This window comes from Amycolatopsis sp. NPDC004772 (assembly GCF_053601215.1).
Genome location: NZ_JBSGBK010000009.1, coordinates 93,649 through 119,697, shown reverse-complemented (window position 1 = coordinate 119,697; position 26,049 = coordinate 93,649). Strand labels below are relative to the sequence as shown.

The 26,049-nt window shown below is 71.4% G+C and carries 23 protein-coding genes; 4 read left to right on the top strand and 19 right to left on the bottom strand.

The features are described from left to right. Positions 1-13 precede the first annotated feature (13 nt). The 4 genes from ACWEF6_RS08535 to gltB all read right to left on the bottom strand — a co-directional run bounded on the left by ACWEF6_RS08535 (position 14) and on the right by gltB (position 8,588). Entirely contained in the window at positions 14-1,408 is a 1,395-nt protein-coding gene (locus ACWEF6_RS08535; RefSeq protein WP_449682294.1) for an alpha/beta hydrolase, read from the bottom strand. 82 nt (positions 1,409-1,490) lie between these two features. Continuing rightward, positions 1,491-2,372 (bottom strand): trypsin-like serine peptidase, encoded by an 882-nt coding sequence (locus ACWEF6_RS08530; RefSeq protein WP_449682293.1) that lies wholly within the window; start codon positions 2,370-2,372, stop codon positions 1,491-1,493. Positions 2,373-2,533: 161 nt separating this feature from the next. After that, entirely contained in the window at positions 2,534-4,042 is a 1,509-nt protein-coding gene (locus ACWEF6_RS08525) for a glutamate synthase subunit beta (RefSeq protein WP_449682292.1), read from the bottom strand. After that, complete coding sequence (gltB, locus tag ACWEF6_RS08520) at positions 4,035-8,588, bottom strand: glutamate synthase large subunit (protein WP_449682291.1); 4,554 nt, start codon at positions 8,586-8,588, stop codon at positions 4,035-4,037. The genes ACWEF6_RS08525 and gltB overlap by 8 nt, the downstream gene beginning before the upstream one ends. Positions 8,589-8,889: 301 nt before the next feature. On the opposite strand from gltB, the gene ACWEF6_RS08515 reads away from it, so the two are divergent. Continuing rightward, positions 8,890-9,675: an SDR family oxidoreductase gene (locus ACWEF6_RS08515; protein WP_449682290.1), complete on the top strand. Its 786-nt coding sequence runs from the start codon at positions 8,890-8,892 to the stop codon at positions 9,673-9,675. Positions 9,676-9,795: 120 nt separating this feature from the next. On the opposite strand, the gene lgt is transcribed toward ACWEF6_RS08515, so the two are convergent. The 4 genes from lgt to ACWEF6_RS08495 are packed head-to-tail and all read right to left on the bottom strand — an operon-like array spanning position 9,796 to position 14,557. After that, on the bottom strand, positions 9,796-10,824 hold the full coding sequence (gene lgt / locus ACWEF6_RS08510; RefSeq protein ID WP_449682289.1) for a prolipoprotein diacylglyceryl transferase: 1,029 nt from the start codon (positions 10,822-10,824) through the stop codon (positions 9,796-9,798). A gap of 18 nt (positions 10,825-10,842) precedes the next feature. After that, entirely contained in the window at positions 10,843-12,012 is a 1,170-nt protein-coding gene (locus ACWEF6_RS08505; protein WP_449682288.1) for a M20 metallopeptidase family protein, read from the bottom strand. Beyond that, positions 12,009-13,133, bottom strand: coding sequence for an amidohydrolase family protein (locus ACWEF6_RS08500; RefSeq protein ID WP_449682287.1), 1,125 nt, complete (start codon positions 13,131-13,133; stop codon positions 12,009-12,011). Before ACWEF6_RS08500 ends, ACWEF6_RS08505 begins: the two co-directional genes overlap by 4 nt. Beyond that, entirely contained in the window at positions 13,130-14,557 is a 1,428-nt protein-coding gene (locus ACWEF6_RS08495) for an APC family permease (RefSeq protein ID WP_449682286.1), read from the bottom strand. The genes ACWEF6_RS08500 and ACWEF6_RS08495 overlap by 4 nt, the downstream gene beginning before the upstream one ends. Before the next feature lie 55 nt (positions 14,558-14,612). On the opposite strand from ACWEF6_RS08495, the gene ACWEF6_RS08490 reads away from it, so the two are divergent. Beyond that, positions 14,613-15,971 carry a glutamine synthetase family protein gene (locus ACWEF6_RS08490; protein ID WP_449682285.1) on the top strand — a complete coding sequence of 453 codons (1,359 nt, stop codon included), beginning with the start codon at positions 14,613-14,615 and terminating at the stop codon, positions 15,969-15,971. Here ACWEF6_RS08490 and ACWEF6_RS08485 read toward each other — a convergent pair. The 7 genes from ACWEF6_RS08485 to ACWEF6_RS08455 form a co-directional block, all read right to left on the bottom strand. Beyond that, a complete protein-coding gene (locus ACWEF6_RS08485) occupies positions 15,963-16,619 on the bottom strand; it encodes a peptidoglycan recognition protein family protein (protein WP_449682284.1) in 657 nt (218 codons plus the stop codon). The genes ACWEF6_RS08490 and ACWEF6_RS08485 overlap by 9 nt on opposite strands. Positions 16,620-16,666: 47 nt before the next feature. Beyond that, the gene (locus ACWEF6_RS08480; protein ID WP_449682283.1) at positions 16,667-17,233 is read right to left on the bottom strand and encodes a Uma2 family endonuclease; all 567 of its coding nucleotides are present in this window, start codon (positions 17,231-17,233) and stop codon (positions 16,667-16,669) included. 134 nt (positions 17,234-17,367) lie between these two features. After that, the gene (gene trpA, locus ACWEF6_RS08475) at positions 17,368-18,159 is read right to left on the bottom strand and encodes a tryptophan synthase subunit alpha (RefSeq protein WP_449682282.1); all 792 of its coding nucleotides are present in this window, start codon (positions 18,157-18,159) and stop codon (positions 17,368-17,370) included. Beyond that, complete coding sequence (gene trpB / locus ACWEF6_RS08470) at positions 18,156-19,367, bottom strand: tryptophan synthase subunit beta (protein WP_449682281.1); 1,212 nt, start codon at positions 19,365-19,367, stop codon at positions 18,156-18,158. The genes trpA and trpB overlap by 4 nt, the downstream gene beginning before the upstream one ends. Continuing rightward, the gene (gene trpC, locus ACWEF6_RS08465) at positions 19,364-20,173 is read right to left on the bottom strand and encodes an indole-3-glycerol phosphate synthase TrpC (RefSeq protein WP_310976495.1); all 810 of its coding nucleotides are present in this window, start codon (positions 20,171-20,173) and stop codon (positions 19,364-19,366) included. The genes trpB and trpC overlap by 4 nt, the downstream gene beginning before the upstream one ends. Positions 20,174-20,297: 124 nt before the next feature. Continuing rightward, positions 20,298-20,825, bottom strand: coding sequence for a Trp biosynthesis-associated membrane protein (locus ACWEF6_RS08460; protein WP_449682346.1), 528 nt, complete (start codon positions 20,823-20,825; stop codon positions 20,298-20,300). Positions 20,826-20,868: 43 nt separating this feature from the next. Beyond that, positions 20,869-22,428 (bottom strand): anthranilate synthase component I, encoded by a 1,560-nt coding sequence (locus ACWEF6_RS08455; RefSeq protein WP_449682280.1) that lies wholly within the window; start codon positions 22,426-22,428, stop codon positions 20,869-20,871. A 95-nt stretch (positions 22,429-22,523) separates the two neighbouring features. Between ACWEF6_RS08455 and ACWEF6_RS08450 the strand changes: the two genes are divergently transcribed. Both ACWEF6_RS08450 and ACWEF6_RS08445 read left to right on the top strand, forming a co-directional pair. After that, positions 22,524-23,138, top strand: coding sequence for a TetR/AcrR family transcriptional regulator (locus tag ACWEF6_RS08450; protein ID WP_449682279.1), 615 nt, complete (start codon positions 22,524-22,526; stop codon positions 23,136-23,138). Between the two features lie 150 nt (positions 23,139-23,288). Next, positions 23,289-24,122 carry a helix-turn-helix domain-containing protein gene (locus ACWEF6_RS08445; protein ID WP_449682278.1) on the top strand — a complete coding sequence of 278 codons (834 nt, stop codon included), beginning with the start codon at positions 23,289-23,291 and terminating at the stop codon, positions 24,120-24,122. Between the two features lie 8 nt (positions 24,123-24,130). Here the strand turns inward: ACWEF6_RS08445 and ACWEF6_RS08440 are convergent, their stop codons facing one another. Genes ACWEF6_RS08440 through hisF form a run of 4 tightly spaced genes read right to left on the bottom strand, consistent with a single transcriptional unit; the run spans position 24,131 to position 25,996 of the window. Continuing rightward, positions 24,131-24,493, bottom strand: a complete 363-nt coding sequence (locus ACWEF6_RS08440; protein WP_310976500.1) for a DUF1304 domain-containing protein — start codon at positions 24,491-24,493, stop codon at positions 24,131-24,133. Then, entirely contained in the window at positions 24,490-24,852 is a 363-nt protein-coding gene (gene hisI / locus ACWEF6_RS08435) for a phosphoribosyl-AMP cyclohydrolase (RefSeq protein WP_086841627.1), read from the bottom strand. Before hisI ends, ACWEF6_RS08440 begins: the two co-directional genes overlap by 4 nt. Continuing rightward, positions 24,849-25,226 carry a hypothetical protein gene (locus ACWEF6_RS08430; protein WP_310976503.1) on the bottom strand — a complete coding sequence of 126 codons (378 nt, stop codon included), beginning with the start codon at positions 25,224-25,226 and terminating at the stop codon, positions 24,849-24,851. The genes hisI and ACWEF6_RS08430 overlap by 4 nt, the downstream gene beginning before the upstream one ends. Continuing rightward, the gene (hisF, locus tag ACWEF6_RS08425) at positions 25,223-25,996 is read right to left on the bottom strand and encodes an imidazole glycerol phosphate synthase subunit HisF (RefSeq protein ID WP_310976505.1); all 774 of its coding nucleotides are present in this window, start codon (positions 25,994-25,996) and stop codon (positions 25,223-25,225) included. Before hisF ends, ACWEF6_RS08430 begins: the two co-directional genes overlap by 4 nt. Positions 25,997-26,049: the final 53 nt, after the last annotated feature.

Below are 26,049 nucleotides of genomic sequence, written 5' to 3'. Positions count from 1 at the left end.
GGAAAAATCCCCCTCACCGCCCAGACTGGCAGGAACCGTCCGCCGCCGGGAAGACCCCGTCACGCAGATAGCCCAGCACCGCTTCGTTTCCGCAAGCGTTTTCCCGCGTGAAGACGCCGTGCCCGCCGGCGTCGACGGTGATCATCCGCGCGCGGGCCCCGAACGCCGCCCGCGTCTCCCGCGCACCCGACAGCGGGGTGGCCGGATCGCGCCGGTTCTGCACCAGCAGGACGTTCGCCGGGCCGGGGCCGCCGACGCGCACCGGCGGCTCGGCGCGCTCGACGGGCCAGAACGCGCACGGGTTCACGTTCGCCGCGGCGGGACCGAACATCGGGTGCCGCGCCCGTTCGCGTTCGACCGCGTGCTGGTAGTAGCCGACCTGCTCGGGCCAGTCGAAGTCGTTGCAGAGCACCTGGAGCTGGAGTGCGGCATGGTTGTCGCCGTCCAGCGGCCCGGCCGCCGCTCGCGCGACGCCCGCCCAGTCCCGCGCCATGGTGGGGAAGGAGGCGTCGTCGTACAGCCCGTTCCAGGTGTTCGAGCGGAATTCCGGGCCGCGGACGGCGGCGAGCTCGAAGAACTTGGCCGTGACCGCGGCCGGCGTCCGCCCCAGGTGGTAGACGTCGTCGCGCTCGGCCGCCCACGCGGCGAAGTCCGGGAAGCGGTCGTCGAAGCCTTCCGCGAAGCGCTGGTTGGCGCGGACGTCGAGGCCGCGCGGGCCGAGGACGCTGTCGAGCACGATCCGGTCGGTGCGGGCCGGGAACATCGACGCGTAGGCGGCGCCGAGGTAACTGCCGTAGGAAACACCGTAGTAGGAGATCTTCTTCTCCCCCAGTGCTTCCCGGATCCGGTCGAGGTCGCGGGCGGTGTTCGCGGTCGTCATGTGCGCCAGGAGGTCCTTTGTGGACGCACTGCCGCACTTCGCGGCCACGGCCCGCGCTTTCGCCGCGGTGGCGAAGACGTCCCGCGGCCTGTCCGCATAGGGGCCGAGGACCGCGCCCCGCTCCTCCGGCGTCGTCATGCCGCAGGTCACCGGCGTGCTGTAGGTGGTGCCGCGGGGGTCGAACCCGATGACGTCGTAGACGTCCGGCAGGCCGGAGCCGCCCATCCGCTGCAGCAGCTGGGCGGGCATGGCGAGCCCGGGACTGCCCGGCCCGCCGGGGTTCATCAGCAGCACGCCGCGCTTCTTGCCGGGGGCGGCGGCGTGCCGGGAGAGCGTGAGCTCGATGGTCCGGTCCGGGTGCGCGTAGTCGAGCGGCACGCGCAGGGTGGCGCATTCGAGGCCGGCCGTCGGGGACGGCGACATGCCGTAGTCCGGGCAGGGGGTCGTCCACTGGAGTCGTGGTGCCGCCTCCGCCTCAGCCGGGGGCGCGGCGAGCAGGAACACCAGGGCGATCAGGATTTTCCGCATGCCCCGAGCCTGGCCTGCCCGCAGCGCGCGGACGTCAGCCCAGGGACCGGAACTCGTGCTCCGCCCCTGGGCTGACGTGCGGTCACGCGGCTTGCGCGCGGTTGTACAGGTTCTGCGCGTCGGTGCCGAAGTACGGCCCGAACATGTAGCCGGGCAGGAAGGTGTAGCCGAAGCTGTTCACCGAAGCCTGCACGCCGGTGCCGGTGCCCTCGTTGAACGACAGGAACCACGGACCGCCGCTGGAGCCACCGGTCATGTTGCAGTTCATGCCGTGGTCCTTGGTCAGCAGGAAGTCGGTGAAGGTGCTGCCGCTGCAGTAGATCAGCTTCGTCCCGTCGTAGGGCGCGGCAGCCGGGTAGCCGAAGGTGTACATGGTCTGGTTCTTCGGCTGGTTGAAGGCGATGCCCTGCGCGCCGACGACGTCGGTGAGCCGCTGCGAGTTGAGCGGGTTGACCACGGCCATGCCGACGTCGTAGTTCATGTCCTCACTGGCTTCCCACTGCGGCGTGGTGAGCGTGGTCTTCGCCGTCCACTGGCCGTAGGGGGCGTTGCCGTTGTTGTAGCCGGGCACGAAGACCCACTGGGTGTGCCAGCTGCCCTGGTACTTCACGCAGTGCCCGGCGGTGACGACGACGCTGCCGTTGGTGCTGGTGACGGCGTCCCCGGAGCACGACGCTTTCTGGCCGTTGAACAGGAAGAACACCCGCCCGGCGGTCTGCGTGACCTGGCCGCCGCCGCTCCAGGTTCCCCCGCCGTTCGGGATGCTCTGGATGATCGTGCTCCGCCCTTTGGCCACGTCTTTCGGCGTGACTTCCGGGGCTTTGACGAGCGACTCCATGGGGACGGCCGCCCGCATGGCATCGGGCGTCCAGAAGGGTTTCGGTGCCGCCTGGGCCGGGGTCCCGACCAGGGCGAACGCGAGAGCGAGGACGGCGGTGATGACCGCGGTTTTCGTGTGCTTCAAGACGCCCCACCTTCCGCAGAAGTGAATCGTCGCAAAGGCGACACAGCTACTCGAAAGTAGTTGTCTGTGTACAGAGTGCACAGCCACCGTTCGGCGTAACGCTTTCCGAATGCGGCGAAGGCCCCCTCACCAGTGGCGAGAGGGCCTCCGAGACGAACGGATCAGACGACCGCGAGCGGAAGCGCCGTCGGGTGCACCGGGGCCGGGAGGTCCGACGCCCCGGTCAGGTACGTGTCCACCGCGTTGGCCACCGAACGGCCTTCCGCGATCGCCCACACCACCAGCGAGGCTCCCCGGTGCGCGTCACCGCAGACGAACACGCCCGGCGTCTCCGTCTGCCAGTCCGCGCCGCACGACAGGGTTCCCCTGCGAGTCAACGAAAGGCCCAGCCCGTTGAGCAGCGGCATCTCCTCGACGCCCTCGAAGCCGATCGCCAGCAACACCAGGTCCGCCGGCAGCGTCTCGACCTCGTCGTTCACCGGGATGACCTCACGACGGCCGGAAGCGGGATCCTTCTGGACGCGGACCTGCTGCAGCTCCACCGCCGTGACGCGCCCCTCGGAAGACCCGACGAACCGGCGCACCGCCACCGCGAACTTCCGCTCGCCCGCTTCCTCGTGCGCCGCGTACGTGCGCAGGATGTACGGCCACGTCGGCCACGGCGACCGCTCGTCGTCGCGCACCGAGGGGGGCATCGGGTACTGGTCGAGCTGGGTCACCGACAGGGCGCCCTGGCGGGTTGCCGTTCCGTAGGAGTCCGCTCCCGTGTCGCCGCCGCCGATGATCACCACGTGCTTGCCGCGGGCGTCGATCGCCGGCGGGCCGTCGCCCTCGACGTACTTGTTGGCCGGGACCAGGTGCTCCATCGCCAGGTGGATGCCCGCCAGCTCGCGGCCCGGGGTCGTCGTGTCGTCGCGGCCGCGCAGGGCGCCGACCGCCAGGACCACCGCGTCGTACTGCGCGCGCAGGTCGTCCACCGACAGGTCGACGCCCACCTCGCAGCCCGTCACGAACCGGGTGCCCTCCTTGCGCAGCTGCGCCAGGCGCCGGTCGAGGACCTTCTTCTCCATCTTGAACTCGGGGATGCCGTAGCGCAGCAGCCCGCCGAGGCGGTCGTCGCGCTCGAACACCGTCACCTCGTGCCCGGCGCGGGTCAGCTGCTGGGCGGCGGCGAGCCCGGCCGGCCCGGAGCCGACGATCGCCACCCGGCGGCCGCTGGACACCTCGGACACCTGCGGCTGGACGTAGCCCGCTTCCCAGGACTGGTCGGCGATCGTCTGCTCGACGCGCTTGATCGACACCGGCCCGCCCGAGGCCGGCGAGATCGACAGCACGCAGCCCGCTTCGCACGGCGCCGGGCACAGCTTCCCGGTGAACTCGGGGAAGTTGTTGGTCGCGTGCAGCCGGTCGCTCGCCGCGGCCCAGTCGCCGCGGCGGACCAGGTCGTTCCACTCCGGGATCAGGTTGCCCAGCGGGCAGCCGGACCCCCCGGAGTGGCAGAACGGGATGCCGCAGTCCATGCACCGCGACGCCTGCTTGCGCACCTGCTCGTTGCGCTCGTTCGGGTCGACGTCCGCGTAGACCTCGCCCCACGAGGAAAGCCTTTCCTCATAGGACTTCTTCGCGGGCTCTTCGCGTTCGAACTTCAGGAAACCGGTCGGGTCAGCCACGAGCGGCCTCCATGATCGCCTCGTCGACGTCGCGGCCGGCAGCGCGCGCCGCCTTCGCCGCGTCCAGGACCCGCTGGTAGTCGCGCGGCATCACCTTCGTGAACGCCACGGACCGGCGCGGCCAGTCGCCGAGCAGCGAGGCCGCCACCGCGGAGCGGGTGAGATCGTAGTGCTGTTGCACGGTTTTCTTCAGCCACGCCAGGTCGTCCGCGGTCGGGCGCAGCAGGTCCACCATGTCCTGGTTGACCTTCTTCGCGTCGACGTCGAGGACGAAGGCGATGCCGCCGGACATGCCGGCCGCCAGGTTGCGCCCGGTCGGGCCGAGCACCACCGCGCGGCCGCCGGTCATGTACTCGAAGGCGTGGTCGCCGACCCCTTCGGCGACGACCGTGGCGCCCGAGTTGCGGACGCAGAACCGCTCGCCGACCTGGCCGCGCAGGAAGATCTCGCCGCCGGTGGCGCCGTAGGCGATCGTGTTGCCCGCGATCGTCTGCGCCTCGGCGGCGAACGTCGCCTCCGGGTCGGGGCGGACGACGACCCGGCCGCCGGAGAGACCCTTGCCGACGTAGTCGTTCGCGTCGCCGACCATGTCGAGGGTGATGCCGCGCGGCAGGAACGCGCCGAGCGACTGGCCCGCCGAACCGGTGAGCTTGACGTTGATGGTGTTCTCGGGCAGGCCGTCGCCGCCGTAGCGGCGGGTGATCTCCGAGCCCAGCAGCGTGCCGACGGTCCGGTTGACGTTGCGCACCGGCAGCTCGATGTTGACGTGGTGGGCGTCTTCCAGGGCCGCCTCGGCGAGCTGGATGAGCGTGCGGTCCAGGGCGTGCTCGAGGCCGTGGTCCTGGCCGCGGGTGCGCCGCTTCGCGCCGCCGTACGGGGTCTCCGACGGCATCTCGAAGATCGGCTTCAGGTCGAGCCCGGCCGCCTTCCAGTGGTCGACGGCCTCGTCGGTGTCCAGCAGCTCGGCGTGGCCGATGGCCTCGTCCAGCGTGCGGAAGCCCAGCGCGGCCAGCGTTTCCCGGACTTCTTCGGCGACGAACTTGAAGAAGTTGACCACGTGCTCGACCTGGCCCGTGTACCGCTTGCGCAGCTCGGGGCTCTGCGTGGCGACGCCGACCGGGCACGTGTCGAGGTGGCAGACGCGCATCATGATGCAGCCCGCGACGACGAGCGGGGCCGTCGCGAAGCCGTACTCCTCGGCGCCGAGCAGCGCCGCGATGACGACGTCCCGCCCGGTCTTCATGGCGCCGTCCACCTGCACGGTGATCCGGTCGCGCAGGCCGTTGAGCAGCAGCGTCTGCTGGGTCTCGGCGAGGCCGATCTCCCACGGCGTGCCCGCGTGCTTGAGCGAGTTCATCGGGGACGCGCCGGTGCCGCCGTCGTGGCCCGAGATGAGCACGACGTCGGCGTGCGCCTTGGACACCCCGGCCGCGACCGTGCCGACACCGAGCGAGGACACCAGCTTCACGTGGATGCGGGCGTGCTCGTTGGCGTTCTTGAGGTCGTGGATCAGCTGGGCCAGGTCCTCGATGGAGTAGATGTCGTGGTGCGGCGGCGGCGAGATGAGGCCGACACCCGGCGTCGAGTGCCGGGTCCGCGCGATCCACGGGTAGACCTTGTTCGGCGGCAGCTGGCCGCCCTCGCCGGGCTTCGCGCCCTGCGCCATCTTGATCTGGATGTCGTCCGCGTTCACCAGGTACTCGCTGGTGACGCCGAACCGGCCCGACGCGACCTGCTTGATCGCGCTGCGGCGCTCGGGGTCGTACAGCCGCTCCGGGTCCTCGCCACCCTCGCCGGTGTTGGACCGGCCGCCGATGCGGTTCATCGCGATGGCCAGGGTTTCGTGCGCCTCGGCCGAAATCGAGCCATAGGACATCGCGCCGGTGTTGAAGCGCTTGAAGATCGCTTCGGCGGGCTCGACCTCGTCGAGCGGCACCGGCTCGCGGACGCCGTCCTTGAACGAGAACAGCCCGCGCAGCGTGCCGCCCTCGCGGTAGAGGCGGTGCACCTCGTCGGTGTACTTGCGGTACACCTCGTCGCGGCCGGTCTTGGACGCGTGCTGCAGCAGGAACACCGTCTCCGGCGTGAACAGGTGCAGCTCGCCCTCGCGGCGGTAGGCGTACTCGCCACCCGTCTCGAGTCCACGGTGGACCCGATCGGTCGGGTTCTCCGGGTACGCGCGGCGGTGGCGCGTCGCGACCTCTTCGGCGAGCACCTCCAGGCCGACGCCGCCGAGCTTCGACGACGTCCCGGTGAAGTACTCGTCGAGCAGGTCCTGGCTCAGGCCGAGGGATTCGAAGACCTGGGCGGCGGTGTACGCGCCGACCGTGGAGATGCCCATCTTGGACATGATCTTCAGGACGCCCTTGACCAGCGCGTACACGTAGTTGCGGACGGCCTTGGCGGGCTCGATGCCGGTGACCGCGCCCTGGGAGATCATGTCTTCGATGGTCTCGAAGGCCAGGTACGGGTTGACCGCGGCGGCGCCGTAGCCGAGCAGCAGCGCGATGTGGTGCACCTCGCGCGCGTCACCGGATTCGACGACCAGCGCGACGCGCAGGCGTTCCTTGGTGCGGACCAGGTGGTGGTGCACCGCGGAGACCAGCAGCAGCGACGGGATCGGCGCCATCCGGTGGTCGGAGTCGCGGTCGGACAGCACGAGCGTGCGCGCACCGGCCGCGATCGCCTCGGACGCCTCCCGCCGGACGCGCTCGATCGCGCCGGCGAGCGCTTCCGCGCCACCGTCCACTTCGTACAGTCCGGAAAGGACGCTGCAGGCGAAGCCGGGGAGGTCGCCGTCGTCGTTGATGTGGATGAGCTTGGCGAGCTCGTCGTTGTCGATGACCGGGTACGGCAGCTTCAGGTGGCGGCACGACGCCGGGCCGGGGGCGAGCAGGTTGCGCTCGGGGCCCATGATCCGCGCCATGCAGGTGACGAGTTCCTCGCGGATCGCGTCCAGCGGCGGGTTGGTCACCTGGGCGAAGTTCTGCTTGAAGTAGTCGTAGAGCAGCCGGGACCGCTGCGACAGCACCGCGGGCGGGGTGTCCGACCCCATCGAGCCGATCGGCTCGGCCCCCTTCTCGGCCATCGGCGCGAGCAGGATCTTGAGCTCTTCTTCGGTGTAGCCGAAGGAAAGCTGGCGGCGCAGCACGGAGTCGTGGCTCTGCACGACGTGATCGCGGTCGGGCAGCTCGGCGATCTGGAGCAGGCCCGCGTGCAGCCACGAGTCGTAGGGCAGCTCGCTCGCCAGCGCGGACTTGACCTCTTCGTCGTCCACGATCCGGCCGGCCACCGTGTCGACCAGGAACATCTTGCCGGGCTTGAGGCGCCCCTTGGCGACGACGTCCTTCGGGGCGACGTCCAGGACACCGGCCTCGCTGGCCAGGACCACGCGGTCGTCGGCCGTGCGCCACCAGCGCGCCGGGCGCAGGCCGTTGCGGTCCAGGACCGCGCCGACCAGGCTGCCGTCGGTGAAGGTGACGCACGCGGGGCCGTCCCACGGCTCCATGAGACTGGCGTGGAACTGGTAGAACGCGCGGCGCTCGGGCTTCATGGTGGCGTGGTTCTCCCACGCCTCCGGGATCATCATCAGCACCGCGTGCGGCAGCGACCGGCCGCCCAGGTGCAGCAGCTCGAGGACCTCGTCGAAGGACGCCGAGTCCGACGCGTCCGGCGAGCAGATCGGGAACAGCCGGGACAGGTCGCCGGGGAGGACGTCGGATTCCAGCAGCGCCTCGCGGGCCCGCATGCGGTTGCGGTTGCCGCGGATGGTGTTGATCTCGCCGTTGTGGGCGACGAACCGGAACGGGTGGGCCAGCGGCCACGACGGGAAGGTGTTGGTGGAGAAGCGGGAGTGCACCAACGCGATGGCGCTTTCCAGGCGTTCGTCGCGCAGGTCGGCGAAGAACGCGGGCAGCTGCTCCGGCGTCACCATGCCCTTGTAGACGATCGTCCGCGAGGACAGCGACGGGAAGTACGTGCCGCAGCCGGCGTTCGCGCCCTCGTTCTCGACGCGCTTGCGCAGGCAGAAGGCCTGCCTGTCCAGCTCCACGCCGGATTTTCCGTCGGCGGTGACGAAAAGCATGGCGAAGTGCGGCATCACCGAGCGGGCGGTCGGGCCGATGTCGGCGCGGTCGGCGTCGACCGGCACCTCGCGCCAGCCGAGGACCTCCAGGCCCTCTTCGACGGCGATGCGTTCGGCCAGCCCCACGGCCTTGCGGCGCTGCTCGGCGTCTTGGGGCAGGAAGGCGATGCCGGCGGCGTAGGTGTGGTGGCCGTCTTCGTCGGACGCGGGCAGCTCGAAGCCGGCCTCGGCGCGCAGCAGCGCGTCGGGCAGCTGCAGCAGGATGCCGGCGCCGTCGCCGGAGGTGGGCTCGGCGCCCGCGGCGCCGCGGTGGTCGAGGTTGGTCAGCGCGGCCAGGCCGTCGGTGACGATGCCGTGGGAACGGCGCCCGCGGATGTCGGCCACCATGGCCACACCGCAGGAGTCCTGCTCGGTCTCCGGGTCGTACAGACCCTGCTTGCCGGGCATGGCGGAGAAGATCAACGGGACCTCCTTCGTCGTCTTGTTCGTGCGGGGCCGGGCTACCGGCCGGGAAGCGCACGGGACGACGATGGCCCGCTTCGTTAGCGCGACTTTAACACCTGGGAAACATGCCAGCAGCATCTCAGAGCGCCCCGGACGGCGTCGGACGGTAACGATCTGGCTGCGCGGAACGACGTAGTTCCTGATGGGCTTCCGGTAGTTCGTTCCGCTAAGTATACGGCCCGGAAACTCCGGTCAAGTCTAACGTGACCTGATCGGCTCGCTGTGTCCGCGGTCACTAGAACGTGTTACATTTCGCCGCATGATCCTCGATCGGTTCAAGCTCACCGACCAGGTGGCGGTGGTCACCGGCGCCGGGCGCGGGATCGGCGCGGCCACCGCCGTGGCCCTCGCCGAGGCGGGCGCCGACGTGGTGATCGCGTCCCGCACCGCCGCCCAGCTCGACGAGGTCGCCGCCCGGGTTTCCGCGGCCGGCCGGCGTGCCGTGCCGGTGCCGGGGGACCTGTCCGCACCGGAGGCGGCGGCCGCGCTGGCCGAGACGGCGGTCTCCGAGTTCGGCCGGCTCGACCTGGTCGTCAACAACGTGGGCGGCACGTACCCGCGGCCCCTGCTGGAGTCGACGGTGGACTTCATGGAGGAAGCGTTCCGCTTCAACGTGGCGACGGCCCACGCGCTGACGGTGGCGGCGGCCCCCTCGCTGCTGGACACGGGCGGCTCGGTCGTCAACATTTCCTCGGCCATGGGCCGCCTCGCGGGCCGGGGCTTCGCGGCGTACGGAACGGCGAAGGCGGCCCTGGCCCACTACACGCGCCTGGCGGCGGCGGACCTCGCCCCTCGCGTCCGGGTGAACGCCATCTCGGTGGGCTCGGTGGCGACGTCAGCCCTGGAGATCGTGGTGGGCAACCCGGAGCTCCGCGCCAAGATGGAGGGTGCGACCCCGCTGGGGAAGATCGGCGAGGCGGAGGACATCGCGGCGACGGTGGTGTTCCTGGCGTCCCGGGCGGGCGGGTACATCACCGGCAAGATCCTCGAGGTCGACGGCGGGCTGCAGGCGCCGAACCTCGAGCTGGGCCTGCCGGACCTCTGACCCGGCGTCAGTCCAGAGCGCCCCAATGTGGCGTTCGGTGCGTCCAGCGCACCCAATGTGGCGTTCGGTGCGTTGGACGCAACCAACGCCACATTGGGGCGCTTGGGACCAAGCGCCCCGTCAGCTCTCGTCGGTCTTCTTCGGCTCTTCGGCCTGGGCCTCCGAGGAAACCGGCTTCTCCGAGGAAGCCGGGGCCTCGGCCGTGACCTTGGCGGGCTCGGCCTCGGGCTCCTCGGCCGGGGCCTCCGCAGCCGGGACCTCGTCCGGCTCCGCGGCGTCCTTGCTCACCAGGGTCTCCGGTGCCTCCCGGGGCCCGCGCTTGCCCGCGACCACGAAGTACGCCACCGCGCCCGCGAACAGCAGGATCGACGTCCACACGTTCACCCGCAGCCCGAGGATGTGGTTCGCCGTGTCGGTGCGCATCATCTCGATCCAGCCGCGGCCGACCGTGTACCCCGCCACGTAGAGCGCGAACGCCCGGCCGTGGCCGAGCTTGAACTTGCGGTCCGCCCAGACCACCAGGAGCGCGACCAGCAGGTTCCAGATCAGCTCGTACAGGAACGTCGGGTGGACCGGGCTCTCCGGCAGCGGGATGTGGCCCGTCGCGACGCCGTTCAGGAGGTTGTCCGGGTCCTCCGGGTTGAAGCGCTGGTAGACCTCCAGGCCCCACGGCAGGTCCGTGTGCGCGCCGTAGAGCTCCTGGTTGAAGTAGTTGCCGATGCGGCCGATGGCCTGCGCGACGACGATGCCCGGCGCCACCGCGTCCGCCACCGCCGGCAGCGGGATGCCCTTGCGGCGGCAGGCGATGAGCGCACCCACCGCGCCGAGGGCGATCGCGCCCCAGATGCCGAGGCCGCCGTCCCAGATCGCGAACGCGTTCCACGGGTTACGGCCCTCGGTGAAGTACAGCTCGGGGTCGGTGATCACGTGGTACAACCGGCCGCCGACCAGGCCGAACGGCACCGCGAACACCGCGATGTCGATCACCGTGCCCTTGGTGCCGCCGCGGGCGATCCAGCGCCGCTCGCCCCACCAGATCGCCACGATGATGCCGGCGATGATGCACAGGGCGTACGCGCGGAGCGGGATCGGTCCCAGGTGCCAGACACCGCGGTCGGGGCTCGGGATCGTCGCGAGGTAGGCGCTCATCACGCGGCCACCGTAGCGCTAAGGCGCCGGAGCTTCCAAGGCGGCCAGGTAGCCCGCCACCAGCGCGTGCGCGACCTGGGTGACGGCTTGGTCACGCGGCAGGAACCGCTCGTCGTGCAGGCTCGGCACCCCCGCCGTGTCGCCGAGGCCGACGAACAGCATCAGCCCGCGGGTGCCGCCGCCGCAGTAGTGGGCGAAGTCGTCGGCGCCGAAGGAGCGGAACTGGTCGTCGACGACGAAGCCGGCGTGCCGCAGCCACCGCTGCGCGCCCGCGGCCAGCGCCGCGTCGTTGTCCAGGACCGGCTCGCAGGGGCTGATTTCCAGCTCGGCCGTGCAGCCGTGGGCCCGCGCGGTGCCGTGGACGATCTCCGCCAGCGTTTCCAAGGCCCGTTCGCGGTCCTTCGTGCGCATCAGGCGCAGCGAGCCGAACGCGCTCGCGCTGTTGGGGACGACGTTGGCCGCCGCGCCGCCCTGGATGCGGCCGATCGAACAGACCGCGCCGAACACCGGGTCGATCCGGCGGGACGCGAGCTGCTGCAGGCTCACCACCAGCTGGGACAGCGCCAGGATCGGGTCGCGCAGCAGATGCGGGTAGCCGGCGTGGCCGCCCTGGCCGTGCATCGTCACCTCGAACTCGTCGGTGGAGGCGTTGACCGGCCCCGGCACCGCCGAGACGACGCCGTGCGCGATCCGCGGCTGGACGTGCGCGCCGATCACCGCGTCCACGCCGTGCTCGGCCAGCACCCCGGACTCGACGACGTCGAGCGCGCCCGGCGGCGACGTCTCCTCCCGCGGCTGCAGCAGCGCCAGGATCGGCCGCGGCACGCCGACGCGCTGCGCGGCCCGGCCGACGGCGACCAGCGCGGCGAGGTGGACGTCGTGGCCGCACGCGTGCATGAACTCGTTCCCGGACGCCCACGGCACGCCGGTGCCCTCCAGCACCGGCAGGGCGTCGAGCTCGGCCCGCAGCGCCACGGCCGGGCCGGCCCCGCCGGGCAGCGGGATGGCGCGCCCGGTCTTGGCGACGCGGGTGCCGTCGCCCGCGCCGAGCGCGCCGGCGACCAGACGGGCGGTGTCCTCCTCGTCACCGGAGCCGCGCGGGTCGGCGTGCACGGCGTGCCGGAGCTCGACGGCGGCGGGCAGTTCGTCGGCGATCGCCTGCGTCCACCGGGTCCACAGATCACTCACACGTGCTCCAAGCGGTAGATCCTTCTCGCGTTCTCGTGTCCCACCAAAGCACACAGCCGGACGGCGTCCTTTTCGGACATCGCGTCCGCCTCCAGCGCGGCCCGCAGGAAGTCCGACAGGCCCTGCCGGAACAGGGCCGTGCCCAGGTGGTACAGCTCGGCCAGGCCGAAGGCGTCGGTGGAGAAGAGCACCTTCCCGAACGGCGCGAGCTCCAAGAGCTCGGCCAGCACGGCCGGCGCCCGGAAGCCCGCGTTGTGGGTGATGAGCCCGGCGTCGACGAACACGTGCTCGAACACCTGCGCCAGATACGCCGCGTGACGGTGGAACGGGTAGTTGTGCAGCAGCAGGATGGGCACGCCGCGGCCACGGGTGGCCCGCAGCAGCCCGGTGAGCAGCAGCGGGTCGCACCGGTGCAGGTCGACGTCGGAGTCGCCGTAGCCGACGTGGAACTGCACCGGCAGGCCCAGGTCGAGGCCGGTGAACACGAGGTGGCGGTGCAGCACCTCGTCGGCCAGCCGGCCGCCGCCCGCGGCGAGCCACCGCCCGGCGGCGGCCTCGACCTCCGCCGGCGACGGCCGCTCCCCGGCCAGCTCCAGGCCGACGCGGTACGCGGCGATCGACTTGAGCCCGACGGCCGTCGCGGCGCGGTTCCCCAGCTCGTCGGCGAAGGCGCCGGCGAACCCGGCCGCGGTGGTTCCCCCGATCACCGCCTCGGCCACCTGTTCCAGCCGGACGACGTCGTGCGCGCGGGTGCCCGCGAGCTCGGCGAACTCCGGCGTGGTGGTCAGCGCGTCCGGCAGGAAGCCGCCGTCCAGCAGGAAGCCGGTCGTGCCGGTGGCCCGCAGGAACCGCCGGGCCACCTCGGCCGCGCCCAGTTCGGCGCGGCGCTCGAGGTAGGCCTCGGCCGGGGCGTGCTTCGGCAGGTCGAGCACGGGCGCGCAGCGGGCCCGCACGGCCAGCCCGATCAGCGAGTCGAACAGGCTCGTCCCCAGCGGTGACGGCGCGTCGGCCTCGGTCAGCATCGCCTCGAAGTCCGCGCGGGTCACGTCCCGGGTGACGACACCGTGGCAGTGGTGGTCCACCAGCGGCAGATCCGCGACGAACGGGAGCAAACTCGTCATGCGCCTCCGTCCGCGTTCGTCAGCCTCTCCCCCACCCTACGAGCGAACCGCGGCGCGGACAGGACGGCGATCACGGCGAGCACCAGCACCGCCGAGGCCACCACCGGGAACCACCGCGCCGGACCCTCGGTGGGGTACGGCACGACGTTGACGTACACGGTGTACCCGAGCACGGCGAGCGCGCCGATCGGGAAGACGAGGTGCCAGGCCGGCACGCGCATCCGGCGCTTCACGAACAGCAGCAGGATCGCGCCGACCGTCGTGAGCAGGTAGATGACCAGCAGGATGAGCGTCCCGATCGAGCCCGACCAGGCGAACGTGTCCGACGCCGTCGCGCCGAAGAAGACCGCGCACACCACGATGATCAGCGCCGCCGCGGCGGTCACGGCGCTCACCGCGGCCACCGGCGTGCCGCGCGAGGACGTCCGGCCGAGGCCGCCACCGGCGTCGCGGCCCAGGGCGTAGAGCAGCCGCGAACCGCCGACGACGCAGGCGAGGCAGCAGCCGAACGCGCTGATCGCCGCGCCGACGCTGATGACGTCGCCGGCCCAGGCGCCCGCGTACCGGCTGCCGAGGTCGCCGAGCAGGGACGGCGAGTCGTGGAACGCGCTCGCGTCGCTGCCGAACGCCATCATCTCCACGGCCGTCACCACCACGAAGTAGAGGCCGCCGAAGAGCGCCGTGCCGAGGATCGCGCGCGGGATGTTGCGCTTCGGGTCGTGGGTTTCCTCGCCGAGCGTCGCGGCGGCTTCGAACCCGGCGAAGGACAGGAAGCCGAAGACCGCGCCGAGGAACACCCCGGACAGCCCGGTTTCCGGGACGAAGACCGCCATCGTGAACCGGGCGCCGCCGGGGGCGTTCCCCGCGACGAGCCGGACGCCGATCACCACGGTGACCAGCAGGATCACCGCGATCGTCGCGCCTTCGACAGCGAGCAGGGTGCTCGTGCCGCGGCGCGCGGGGACCACGGACAGCAGCCAGGCGCCGAGCAGCGCGACGGCCGTCAGCACGAACGGCCCCCAGGACGGCGGATCCGGCCAGATCCCGGTCTGCGTCAGGAAAGCCGTGCCCAGCGTGCCCGCCGCCGAACTGGTGACGACGGCGTAGAACGTGTACGTCCCGAGCAGCCCGATGCCCGAGACGACCCCCGCGCGCGGGCCGAGGGTCGCGCCGACGAAGGCGTACACCGACCCGGCGTGCTGGTAGTACTGGCAGAGCTTGACGAAGCCGTACGCGACCAGCAGGACGCCGACCGCGGAGAGCAGGAAGGCGAGCGGCACCGCCCGGCCGGCGGCCGCGGCGGTCTGCTGGGGGTTGATGTTGGCGGCCATGCTCGGGGCCATCAGCGCCACGGACAGGCCGACGGCCTGCCAGACGGAGAGGGAGCGGCGCAGCCCTGGACGGGTTTCGACGGTGTCTGACACGATCTTCACCTCTCTTCTCAGGTGAGCGGATCCAGTGAACAGCGATGGGGGCAGGATGAGCCAGCTCGATCGGGCAGAGCTCGCGCAACAGGGCGCACTCCGGGCCGACGGCCTGCGCGCCGCCGGCGTGGAGCTCGTCGCGCTGACCTTCGTGGACAACAGCGGCATCGCGCGGGTGAAGGCGGTCCCGGTGGACCGGCTGTGGTCGGCCGCGGCGTGGGGCGTCGGCGCGTCGAACTCGTTCGACTTCTTCCTGGCCACCGACGAGATGGTGGGCGGCGAGTACTCGCGCGGCCCGGTCGGCGACCTGCGGCTGCACCCGGACCTCGACGCGCTCGTGCCGCTGGCCGCGCAGCCCGGCTGGGCGTGGGCGCCGGCCTGGCGCTACGATCAGGAAGGCGAGCCGCACCCGCAGGACGCGCGGGCGCTGGCGGCGGCCGCGACGGCCCGGCTCGCGAAGCTGGGCTACAACGTGCGGACGGCGTTCGAGATCGAGTGGGTGGTCACGGCGGCCGACGCGCCGGACGACCCGCGCTCGGCCACCGCGGGCCCGGCGTACGGCTACGCGCGGCTGTCTTCCCAGGCGCGTTACCTGCGGACGCTGGTGTCCACGCTGGGCGCCCAGGGGGTCGCGGTGGAGCAGATCCACCCCGAGTACGCGGCCGGGCAGTTCGAGGTGTCGGTGGCGGCGGGCGACCCGGTGCGCGCGGCGGACGTCGCCGTGCTGACGCGCGAAACGATCCGGACGGTCAGCGAGCACCACGGGCTGCGGGCGTCGTTCACGCCGAAGTTCGCCCCGGACGGCGTCGGCAACGGCGGCCACGTCCACCTGAGCCTGTGGGACGGCGACCGCAACCTGTGCGCCGGCGGCGACCGGCGGTTCGGGCTCACCGAGACGGCGGAGGCGTTCGGCGCCGGGATCCTCTCCCGGCTGCCGGCGCTGCTGGCGATCGGCGCGCCCTCGGTGGTCAGCTACCTGCGGCTCCAGCCGCACCACTGGGCCGGGGTGTTCCACGCCTGGGGCCTGGAGAACCGCGAGGCGCCGCTGCGGCTGGTCCAGGGCCCGGCCGGGCAGCGCGACCGGGCGGCGAACTTCGAGGTCAAGTGCTTCGACCTGACGGCGAACCCGTACCTGGTAGTGGCGGCCCTGCTCTTCGCGGGCCTGGCCGGGCTTTCCGAGAAGGCGCCGCTGCCGGCCCCGGTCGACGTCGACCCGGGAACGCTCCCCTCGGCGTCGCGGCTGCCGGCGTCGCTGGCCGAAGCGGTGACGGCGTTCGAAGCGGACTCGGCGCTGACGTCGGCATTCGGCCCCGAGCTGGCGACGACGCTGATGGACGTCCGCCGCGGCGAGCTCGACCGGCTGGGTGCGTTGCCGCCGGACGAGCTGTGCGCCGTGATGCGGTACCTACATTAGGGCTTTCGCCACCTCGCTCCGGAGCTGCGGGAGCTTCGCGTAGAGCTGGTCGCCCGGGCATTCGGTGTTGTAGTAGTCGCGGTGGCCCTTGATCTCTTCGACGGGGATGCCGTACTGGCGGCAGATGTAGGCGCAGAAGACGACGAGCGACGCCCACTGCGGCTGGGGCGGTTCGACGCTGGTGTAGAGGCCTTCGTTCTCGATGCCGATGGCGTTGGTGTTCTGCCCGGGGCAATGCGCGCCCTGGATCATGGTGGTCCGGCCGCGCAGCGCGTCGAGGCTGCCGTGCCGCCCCTCGAGCCGATACCCGCCGCGGCTGACAGTGAAGTGCTGGCCGGTGTCGGACCAGTGGTTGTTGTCGATGTGGTCGTGCTGGTCGTCGCGCGCGACCTGGAAGGCGTGGGCCAGCGAGTAGTCGGTGCTGTTGGCGCTGGCGATGTGGTGGATGAGGATCCGGTTCGCGGGGTGGTCGAGCGTGGTGAGCGCGTCGGCGGGCGGCCGGGCACCCCACTCGGCACAGCTGTAGATCCGCGGTTCGGTTCCCGCGGCTCGGGCGGCTCGGGGGAGGACCAGGCCGGCAGCCCCGGCGACGGCGAGCCCGGCGGCACCGCGGAGGAAGCTGCGCCGCGGGAGGTGTGCGATGTCCATGGCGCGGACTTTGCCGCGGAGGCGTACAGCTTTCGTACAAAGACGGATCAGGCGAGGCGGATTGTGGCGGTGAAGGGGCGAGTGAGGGCGAGATCCGTTTTGTCGCTCTTGGCGACGGGTTCGTACTCGCCGGCGTGGAGTTCGAACAGGGTCGCCGCGATGGGGTCGCCGGGCTCGACGAGGAGGTAGTACGGGATCAGGGCTTCGGCGTAGATGGCCCGCTTGAGGACCCGGTCCTGGATTTTGGTCGACGGTGAGACGATTTCCGCGGCCAGGAGGACATCGCTCGCTGCGTAGGCGACGGTGTCGACGCCGGGGCAGTTGAGAATCACCAGGTCGGGGATCAGCAGCCGTTGTGGTCCGATCCGCACGTTCACGCCGGGGAGCAGCTCGGTGTCGTCTGGCAGCGCAGGTGCGAGGGCCAACTGCAGTTTCTGCAGGAGCCGCTGGTGGCGGGAGGTCGGCGCGGGACTCACGAAAAGAGCTCCGTCCACGACTTCGATCCGCTGCCGTGACACCTGGTCTTCGGGCAGGGCGAGAACTTCGTCGACCGTCCACCCTTCCGGCCTCGGCGGGATGTGGAATTCAGCGCCGGGTTCAGTCGGTGCCGCCATCGCGCTTCACCTCCGCTCCCGTGCGTCGCCGTGGGTCTGTCCCAGTGTGGCATGTTCGCTCGGTCCCCTCGTTGTGGATCATCACACGAGGAGTATGCAGACCGCCACCGACAGTTCTGATCGGGCGATGGGTGTCACGCAGGTGTGACGGCCCGGCGCACACCTTCGGCCAGCTCCGCCGACAACGCACGCACGCCGTCCGCACCCTCGGCCGCCGCCGTGACCAGGGCGGAACCCACGATCACCGCGTCCGCGAACGAAGCCACCTCGGCCGCCTGGTCGCCCGAGCGGACACCCAGGCCCACGCCGATCGGCAACGACGTGTGCGCCCTCGTCCGCCGGACCAGCTCTTCCGCTCCCGCGCCGACCTGGTCGCGCGCGCCCGTCACGCCCATCACCGCGGTCGCGTAGATGAACCCCGACGACGCCGCCGCCGTCAACGCCAGGCGCTCCTCCGACGACGACGGCGCCACCAGGAACGTGCGGTCCAGGCCGTGCTCCTCCGAAGCCGTCATCCAGGCGCCGGCCTCGTCCGGGATCAGGTCCGGGGTGATCAAGCCGAGCCCGCCCGCCGCGGCCAGGTCGCGGGCGAAACGGTCCACGCCGTAGCGGTTCACCGGGTTCCAGTACGTCATCACGACCGCGCGGCCGCCGCGGGCGGACACCGATTCGACCACCTCGAACACGTGCTTGAGGCGGAAGCCGTTGTCCAGCGCCGTCACCGACGCCGCCTGGATGGTCGGGCCGTCCATCACCGGGTCCGAATACGGGACGCCGACCTCGATCAGGTCCGCGCCGCCGTCGACGCAGGCCGCGATCAGGTCCTTCGAGCCGGCCACCGTCGGGAAGCCCGCCGGGAGGTAGCCGACCAGTGCGGCGCGGCCCTCGGCGCGCGTCGAGGCGAAGAGGTCGTCCAGCCCGCTCATTCGTTCACCAGTCCGAACCACTTGGCCGCCGTGTCCATGTCCTTGTCGCCGCGGCCGGAGAGGTTCACCACGATGAGGCCCGAAGGGCCCAGCTCGCGGCCCAGCTCCAGCGCGCCGGCCAGTGCGTGCGCCGACTCGATCGCCGGGATGATGCCCTCGGTGCGGGACAGCAGCTTGAACGCGTCCATCGCCTCGGCGTCGGTCACCGGGCGGTACTCGGCGCGGCCGGTGTCCTTGAGCCACGCGTGCTCCGGGCCGACGCCCGGGTAGTCGAGCCCGGCCGAGATCGAGTGCGACTCGACCGTCTGGCCGTCCTCGTCCTGCAGCAGGTACGTCATCGCGCCGTGCAGGTTGCCCGGCGTGCCCTTGGTGAGCGTCGCGCCGTGGCGGTTGCCCTCGATGCCTTCGCCGCCCGGCTCCAGGCCGACCAGCCGCACCGACGGGTCGTCGTAGAAGCCCGAGAAGATGCCGATCGCGTTCGACCCGCCGCCGACGCAGGCCGCGACGACGTCGGGCAGGCGCCCGGCCTGCTCGAGGATCTGCGCGCGGGCCTCTTCGCCGATCACGTGGTGGAAGTTGCGCACCATGGTCGGGAACGGCGCCGGGCCGGCCGCCGTGCCGAACAGGTAGTGCGTGCTGTCGGCGTTGGTGACCCAGTCGCGCAGCGCCTCGTTGATCGCGTCCTTCAGCGTCCGCGACCCGGTCTTGACCGGGATCACCTCGGCGCCCAGCAGCCGCATGCGGGCCACGTTCAGCGCCTGGCGCTCGGTGTCGACCTCGCCCATGTAGACGACGCAGTCGAGGTCGAGCAGCGCGCACGCGGTGGCCGTCGCGACGCCGTGCTGGCCCGCGCCGGTCTCGGCGATGACCCGCTTCTTGCCCATCCGCTTGGTGAGCAACGCCTGGCCCAGCACGTTGTTGATCTTGTGGGAGCCGGTGTGGTTCAGGTCCTCGCGCTTGAGGAACACGCGCGCGCCGCCGGCGTGCTCGCCGAAGCGCTTGGCCTCGGTGAGCAGCGACGGACGGCCGGCGTACTCGCGCAGCAGGCGGTTGAACTCGTTCAAGAACTCCGGGTCGTGGCGGGCCTTCTCGTACTCGGTGGCGACCTCGTCGACGACGCCGATCAGCGCCTCCGGCATGAACCGCCCGCCGTACGGGCCGTAGTAGCCGCGCTCGTCCGGGTCGTGTTTGCCGTGTTCGCCCGTCACCGCGACGGCCTCGGGCAGGCGGGGTGGGACCCGGCGGTGACCAGCTTGACCAGGGCACCCTTCGGGTCGCCGGACGCGACGAGCCCCTCGCCGACCAGCACCGCGTCGGCGCCGTGGCCGGCGTAGGACATCAGGTCGCCCGGGCCGCGGACGCCGGATTCGGCGACCTTGTAGACGTCCATCGGCAGGCCGGGGGCCAGCCGCGAGAAGACGTCGCGGTCCACCTCGAGGGTGTGCAGGTTGCGCGCGTTGACGCCGATGACCTTGGCGCCCGCCTCGAGGGCCCGGTCGGCCTCCTCGGCGTTGTGGATCTCCACCAGCGCGGTCATGCCGAGCGATTCGACGCGGTCGAGCAGGGCGACGAGCGCGTTCTGCTCCAGCGCGGCGACGATCAGCAGCACCATGTCGGCGCCGTGCAGGCGGGCCTCGTGCACCTGGTACGGGCTGACGATGAAGTCCTTGCGCAGGATGGGGATGTCCACCGCGGCGCGGACCGCGTCCAGGTCGGCCAGCGAACCGCCGAAGCGGCGCTGCTCGGTGAGCACGCTGATCACGCGCGCCCCGCCGGCTTCGTAGTCCTTCGCCAGCGCGGCCGGGTCGGGGATGTCGGCCAGCTCGCCCTTCGAAGGGCTGCGCCGCTTGACTTCGGCGATGACGCCGATGCCGGACTCGCGCAGGGCGGCCATCACGTCGCGCGGCGCCGGGGCGGCGGCCGCGCGCAGCTTCAGCTCGTCGAACGGCAGCGCGGACTCCCGCACGGCGAGATCTTCCCGCACGCCGGCGACAATGTCTTCGAGCACGCTCACCGGGCGCCCCCACCAGGGCGCGTGCTCACGGATTCACTCGCAAGGTCGCTCACAAAAACCTTCCCCTTCCCGCCGAAACGATGCTAACCCCCGCATCCGCGACGCCCGGTTCCGGGTGTGCGCGTTACTCCGAATGCCTCCCCCGCACGTCGGTCGGATCTTCCCCTTCGGACAGGGCCTCCCACAGCTCCGCGTCGGGGTCACGGACCTTTTTCCGGGTGGCCGGAGCCGCGTACTTCGCCCCGAGCCGGGTGGCCCGGGACGCACCCTTGACGGCTGCCAACCCGCCGGTGGCGACGAGAATTCCCCCGAGCACGGCCAGGCCGCGGCCCAGCAGCATCTGGGTGACCGGCAGGCCGTCGGCGTAGCCGGAGAACCGGACCCCGGCGACGCCGAGCCAGACCGCCGCCACGCCGGCCAGCGCCAGCACGACGCCGAGCGCGCGCCGCGCCCAGCCGCCGGTGGCCACCAGCCCGGCCACGCCGGCCAGGGCCAGCAGTGCCAGCGGCACGAGCGCGGCGGCCTGCTGCTCGCCGGTCTCGCGGTAGAGCACCGTCCCGCGCACGCCGCCGTCGCGGAACTCGGCGAACCACGTCAGCCGTGACGCACCCCACAACGCGGCCGCGCCCAGCAGGAGCGCGGTCACCATCATCCACAGTGGACGCTTCGAGGGGGCCGGGTCCGGGCCCGGCGCGTCAGACACGGGCGGCGTCCGCGGCCGGGTCGAGGGCGCCCGCCGGCACCATCGTCTGCGCCGCGGCCACCGCCGACAGCACGGTCCGGGCCTTGTTCAGCGACTCGGTGTCCTCGTAGTCCGGCACCGAGTCGGCGACCACCCCGCCGCCCGCCTGCACGTGCGCGATGCCGTCCTTGACCAGCGCCGTGCGGATCGCGATCGCGGTGTCGGCGTCGCCGGCGAAGTCGAGGTAGCCGACGACCCCGCCGTAGAGCGCGCGGCGGACCGGCTCGAGCTCCTCGATCAGCTCCATCGCGCGGACCTTCGGCGCACCGGACAGCGTCCCGGCCGGGAAGCACGCCGTGACCGCGTCGAACGCCGTCTTGCCCTCGGCCAGCTCGCCGGTGACGGTGGACACGATGTGCATGACGTGGCTGTAGCGCTCGATCTGGAAGAAGTCGACCACGCGCACGGTGCCCGGCTTGCAGACCTTGCCGAGGTCGTTGCGGCCGAGGTCGACGAGCATCAGGTGCTCGGCGCGCTCCTTTTCGTCGGCCAGGAGGTCCTTGGCCAGCTTCGCGTCCTCTTCGGGGTCGGCACCACGCCAGCGGGTGCCCGCGATCGGGTGCGTGGTCGCGCGGCCGTCCCGCACGGTGACCAGGGATTCGGGGCTGGAGCCGACGATGTCGAAGCCTTCGAGCCGCAGCAGGTACATGTACGGGCTCGGGTTGGACGTCCGCAGCACGCGATAGATGTCGAGCGCGTCGGCCGCGGTCGGGATCTCGAACCGTTGCGACGGCACGATCTGGAACGCTTCGCCGGCCTTGATCGCTTCGACGGCCTTCTCGACGGCCGCGTGGAAGTCTTCCTTGGACCGCTTCCGCACGAAGTCCGGCGCGGGCCGGTCGAACGCGGCGACGGTGGCGGGCGCGGCCACCTGCAGCTGCTCGGTCATCGCGGAGAGGCGGGCGACGGCGTCGTCGTAGGCCGCGTCCACGCGCTCGGGCGAATCGTCCCAGTTGACGGCGTTCGCGATGAGCGTGACCGTGCCCTCGTGGTGGTCGAACGCGGCCAGGTCGGTGGCCAGGAGCATGGTCAGCTCGGGCACGTCGAGGTCGCGCTCGGCCAGCTCGGGCAGGTTTTCCAGCCAGCGCACGGCGTCGTAGCCGATGTAGCCGACCATGCCGCCGGTCAGCGGGGGCAGCCCGGGCAGCGGCTCGGTGTGCAGGGCCTCGATGGTCTCGCGCAGGACCTCCAGGGGGTTGCCCTCGCTGGGCAGGCCGACCGGCGGGGTGCCGGTCCAGACCGCTTCGCCGTCGCGGACGGTGAGCGCGGCCGGGCTGCGGACGCCGATGAACGACCAGCGGGTCCAGGACGCACCGTTCTCGGCGGACTCGAAGAGGAACGTGCCGGGCCGGTCGGCGGCGAGCTTGCGGTACACCCCGATCGGCGTCTCGCCGTCGGCGAGGACCCGGCGCACGACCGGGATCACGCGGCGGCTCTCGGCGAGGACGCGGAAGTCTTCGCGGGACGGGCTGACCGTGCCGGGACCGGCCGGACCGGCGGATGCGCTGACCATGGACCTCATTGTGCCGGTCCCCCGGCACCCGGCTTCTCCGGGTGTCGAATTCAACGCTCATTGAATTTCATGGATCCGTGCGTCATGATGGGTGCGTGAGCACCACGGACCACACCGAGACTACTGCCCGTCGCCGCGGGCGCCGCCCGGCCGGCCAGGACACCCGCACGGCGCTGATCGACGCCGCGCGGTCGGTGTTCGCCGAAAACGGCTACGACGGTGCGACCGTGCGCGCGATCGCCACTCGCGCCGGCGTCGACGCGGCGATGGTCAACCACTGGTTCGGCAGCAAGGAGGGCCTGTTCGCCCAGGCGGTCCTCGAGCTGCCGTTCGACCCCCTGGAGCTGCAGAAGGCGCTGCGCAACGGCCCCGCCGACGAGCTGGGCGAGCGGATCGTCCGCACGTTCATCACCCGCTGGGACAGCGCGGGCGGCGGCCAGTTCGTGGCGCTCATCCGCAGCATCACCGGCCACGAGCAGGCCGGCCACGTGCTGCGCGACTTCTTCCAGCGGTTCTTCAGCGGGCTGATCACCTCGATCGGCTCGGACCGCAACGCGCTGCGGATGAACCTGTGCGCGACCCAGATGGTGGGCCTGGGCATGGTCCGGTACGTGGCGAAGTTCGAACCGCTCACCACCGAGGACGTCGAGGTGCTGGTGCGGGCGATCGCGCCGAACCTGCAGCGCTACCTGACCGGCGAGATCGGCTGACCCCGCGACCGGAATCGCGTCGAAGCCGCAAGAAAAGGCACAAGTCAACCGGCTCGCGCGTCACCCGAATGCCGGACGAATTGCGGCCGATCGCCATTCGTGGACACCATTCGCACAATCGTGGAATTGAGCGATTCGTAGTATCGCCGCATGAAGCCAACGTCTTCGGGACCCGCCGCGAGAACACTGGCCGCTTCGCTGCGCGAAGAACGCGAAGCGCGCAAAATCGGCCTGCGGGCTCTCGCCGACAAACTGGGCATCCTCCCCCAGTTGCTGTCCGTGTGGGAAAAGGGACAGCGCCTGCCGAGCGTCGAAGACGTGTCGGCGATCCTGGCGCTGCTCGGCGTCACCGGGGAAAAGCGCGACCGGATCCGGGCGCTCGCCCGGCACGCCCGCGAACCCAACTGGCTCGCTTCGGGCAACACCGATCTGCCCTTCGCGCTCACCACGAGACTGGACCTCGAACGGACCGCGAACGCCATCACCTCGTGGTCGCCGCTGATCGTTCCCGGGCTGCTGCAGACCCCGGACTACATCCGCGCCATCGTGGACAGTTCCGCGGTCCCGATCGAACAGGCCGACCGGCAACTGCGGGTCCGGCTCGCCCGGCAGGCGATTCTCACCCGCCGCGAACCCATCCGGTTCACCGCTTTGCTCGGCGAACGTTCCCTGCAGGAGGATTTCGGCATTCCCGGGGTCATGTCCGACCAGATCGACCACCTGGAGGCGGTGTCACAGCGCCGGAACATCAGCCTGCGGATCGTCCCCGCCGGAATCGGTTACCACCCCGGCCTGATCGGCCCGTTCGAAATCTACGAGTTCCCCGGTTCGCCGCCGATCGTCTCCGTCGAACACGTCTGCTCGACGGCTTTCCTGCACGAGGACGCGCAGATTTCCGGGCACCAGCAGGTGGCCAGGCTGCTCGCCAAGGCCGCGCTGAGCGAGGAGGCTTCCCTGGCGCTGCTCCGGGACGCCGCCCGGTGACCGGACGGCTACCGCGCGAGCAGCAGCGCGATGAGCGCCAGCGCGCCGGGGACCACCTGCACGAACAGGATCCGCTTGCTGGCCGTCGCGGCGCCGTAGAGGCCCGCGACGATCACGCAGACGATGCCGTAGAGCTTGAGCTGGAACCCGGTCGGGTCGCTCGCGATGAGGCCCCACACCAGCGCGAGCGCCAGGAAGCCGTTGTACAGCCCCTGGTTGGCGGCGAGCGTCTTGGTCTCCTCCGCGAACTCCTTCGTGGTGCCGAAGCCGGCGCGGGCGCGGGGCGACGTCCAGAGGAACATCTCCAGGACGACGATGTAGAGGTGGATCAGGGCGACGAGCCCGACCAGGATGTCGGCGACGATGGTCACGCGTGCTCTTTCTCATCCGCCAGGAGGAGGCGTTCCTCGGTGTCGAAGCAGGTGTGCGTGCCGGTGTGACAGGCCGGGCCGGTCTGGTCGACGCGCAGCAGCACCGTATCGCCGTCGCAGTCGATCCGCACCTCGCGAACGTGCTGGTAGTGCCCGGACGTTTCGCCCTTCACCCACAGCTTCTGCCGGCTGCGCGACCAGTACGTCCCGCGGCGGGTGGCCAGTGTCGCCGCGAGGGCGTCGTCGTTCATCCAGGCCATCATCAGCACGTCCGAAGTGGCGTGTTCGACGACGACCGCGGCGATCAGGCCGTCGGCGTTGCGCTTGAGGCGCGCCGAGACGGCCGCGTCCAGGGTCATGCGGTGGCTCCCAGGATGTGCCGCTTGAGCGGCATCGAGTTCAGCAGGACGAACGCGTAGCCGTAGCCGGCGAAGGACAGGCCGGAGAACAGCTTGTTGAACCACAGCTCGGCGGCGAGCAGCAGGAACGCGTGCAGCAGCGCGAAGACGACGGTGACGACCAGGCCGCCGATCCGCGCGCTGCCCATCTTCAGCACGAGCCCGGTGGTCACCACGGCCCCGAGCAGCAGCGCGAGCGCGGGCATCCGGTAGATGGCCAGGCCCGCCCCGGCGCTCAGCACCGGGATCAGGTCGAGCAGCGCCCACGCGACCGGGAGCCCGACCAGCAGGCCGGCGGTCACCTTCACCTCGACGGGTGCCTGCCAGGACTTCACCGGACCTCGACCCCGCCTTCGCGCAGGGCGCCCTTGACGTCCCCGATCGTCAGCTGTCCGAAGTGGAACACGCTGGCGGCGAGCACGGCGTCGGCCCCGGTCCGCACCGCGGGCAGGAAGTGCTCGACGGCCCCCGCTCCCCCGCTGGCGATCACCGGGACGCGCACGGCCTTGCGCACCAGTTCGAGGAGTTCGAGGTCGAAGCCGTTCTTCGTGCCGTCGGCGTCCATGGAGTTGAGCAGGATCTCGCCGACGCCCAGCTCCTCGCCGCGGGCCGCCCACTCGACGGCGTCGATCCCGGTGCCGCGGCGGCCGCCGTGGGTGGTGACCTCGAAGCCGGAGGCGGTCGGCTCGCCGCCCTCGGGCACGCGGCGGGCGTCGACGGACAGCACGATGCACTGGGCACCGAACCGCCGCGACGCCTCGCTGAGGAACTCGGGCCGCGCGATGGCGGCGGTGTTGATGCTCACCTTGTCGGCGCCGGTCCGCAGCAGCCGGTTGACGTCGTCGTTGCTGCGGACGCCGCCGCCGACGGTGAGCGGGATGAACACCTGCTCGGCGGTCCGGCGGACGACGTCGTAGGTGGTCTCGCGGTCCCCGGAGGAGGCCGTGACGTCGAGGAAGGTGAGCTCGTCGGCGCCTTCGGCGTCGTAGCGCCGGGCCAGCTCGACAGGGTCTCCGGCGTCACGGAGGCCGGCGAAGTTGACCCCCTTCACCACCCGGCCCGCGTCGACGTCGAGACAGGGGATCACCCGCACCGCGACAGACATGGCCACCAGCGTAGTCAAGGGGGTCGGACCGGCCGCGATCCGGCATCCGCCGT

Excerpts from the sequence above, each read along its gene's own strand:
- ACWEF6_RS08535 (WP_449682294.1), bottom strand. The coding sequence starts at position 1,408 with ATGCGGAAAATCCTGATCGCCCTGGTGTTCCTGCTCGCCGCGCCCCCG.
- ACWEF6_RS08515 (WP_449682290.1), top strand. The coding sequence starts at position 8,890 with ATGATCCTCGATCGGTTCAAGCTCACCGACCAGGTGGCGGTGGTCACC.
- lgt (WP_449682289.1), bottom strand. The coding sequence starts at position 10,824 with ATGAGCGCCTACCTCGCGACGATCCCGAGCCCCGACCGCGGTGTCTGG.
- ACWEF6_RS08500 (WP_449682287.1), bottom strand. The coding sequence starts at position 13,133 with ATGACGAGTTTGCTCCCGTTCGTCGCGGATCTGCCGCTGGTGGACCAC.
- ACWEF6_RS08490 (WP_449682285.1), top strand. The coding sequence starts at position 14,613 with ATGAGCCAGCTCGATCGGGCAGAGCTCGCGCAACAGGGCGCACTCCGG.
- ACWEF6_RS08485 (WP_449682284.1), bottom strand. The coding sequence starts at position 16,619 with ATGGACATCGCACACCTCCCGCGGCGCAGCTTCCTCCGCGGTGCCGCC.
- ACWEF6_RS08480 (WP_449682283.1), bottom strand. The coding sequence starts at position 17,233 with ATGGCGGCACCGACTGAACCCGGCGCTGAATTCCACATCCCGCCGAGG.
- trpA (WP_449682282.1), bottom strand. The coding sequence starts at position 18,159 with ATGAGCGGGCTGGACGACCTCTTCGCCTCGACGCGCGCCGAGGGCCGC.
- ACWEF6_RS08460 (WP_449682346.1), bottom strand. The coding sequence starts at position 20,825 with ATGATGGTGACCGCGCTCCTGCTGGGCGCGGCCGCGTTGTGGGGTGCG.
- ACWEF6_RS08455 (WP_449682280.1), bottom strand. The coding sequence starts at position 22,428 with ATGGTCAGCGCATCCGCCGGTCCGGCCGGTCCCGGCACGGTCAGCCCG.
- ACWEF6_RS08445 (WP_449682278.1), top strand. The coding sequence starts at position 23,289 with ATGAAGCCAACGTCTTCGGGACCCGCCGCGAGAACACTGGCCGCTTCG.
- hisI (WP_086841627.1), bottom strand. The coding sequence starts at position 24,852 with ATGACCCTGGACGCGGCCGTCTCGGCGCGCCTCAAGCGCAACGCCGAC.
- hisF (WP_310976505.1), bottom strand. The coding sequence starts at position 25,996 with ATGTCTGTCGCGGTGCGGGTGATCCCCTGTCTCGACGTCGACGCGGGC.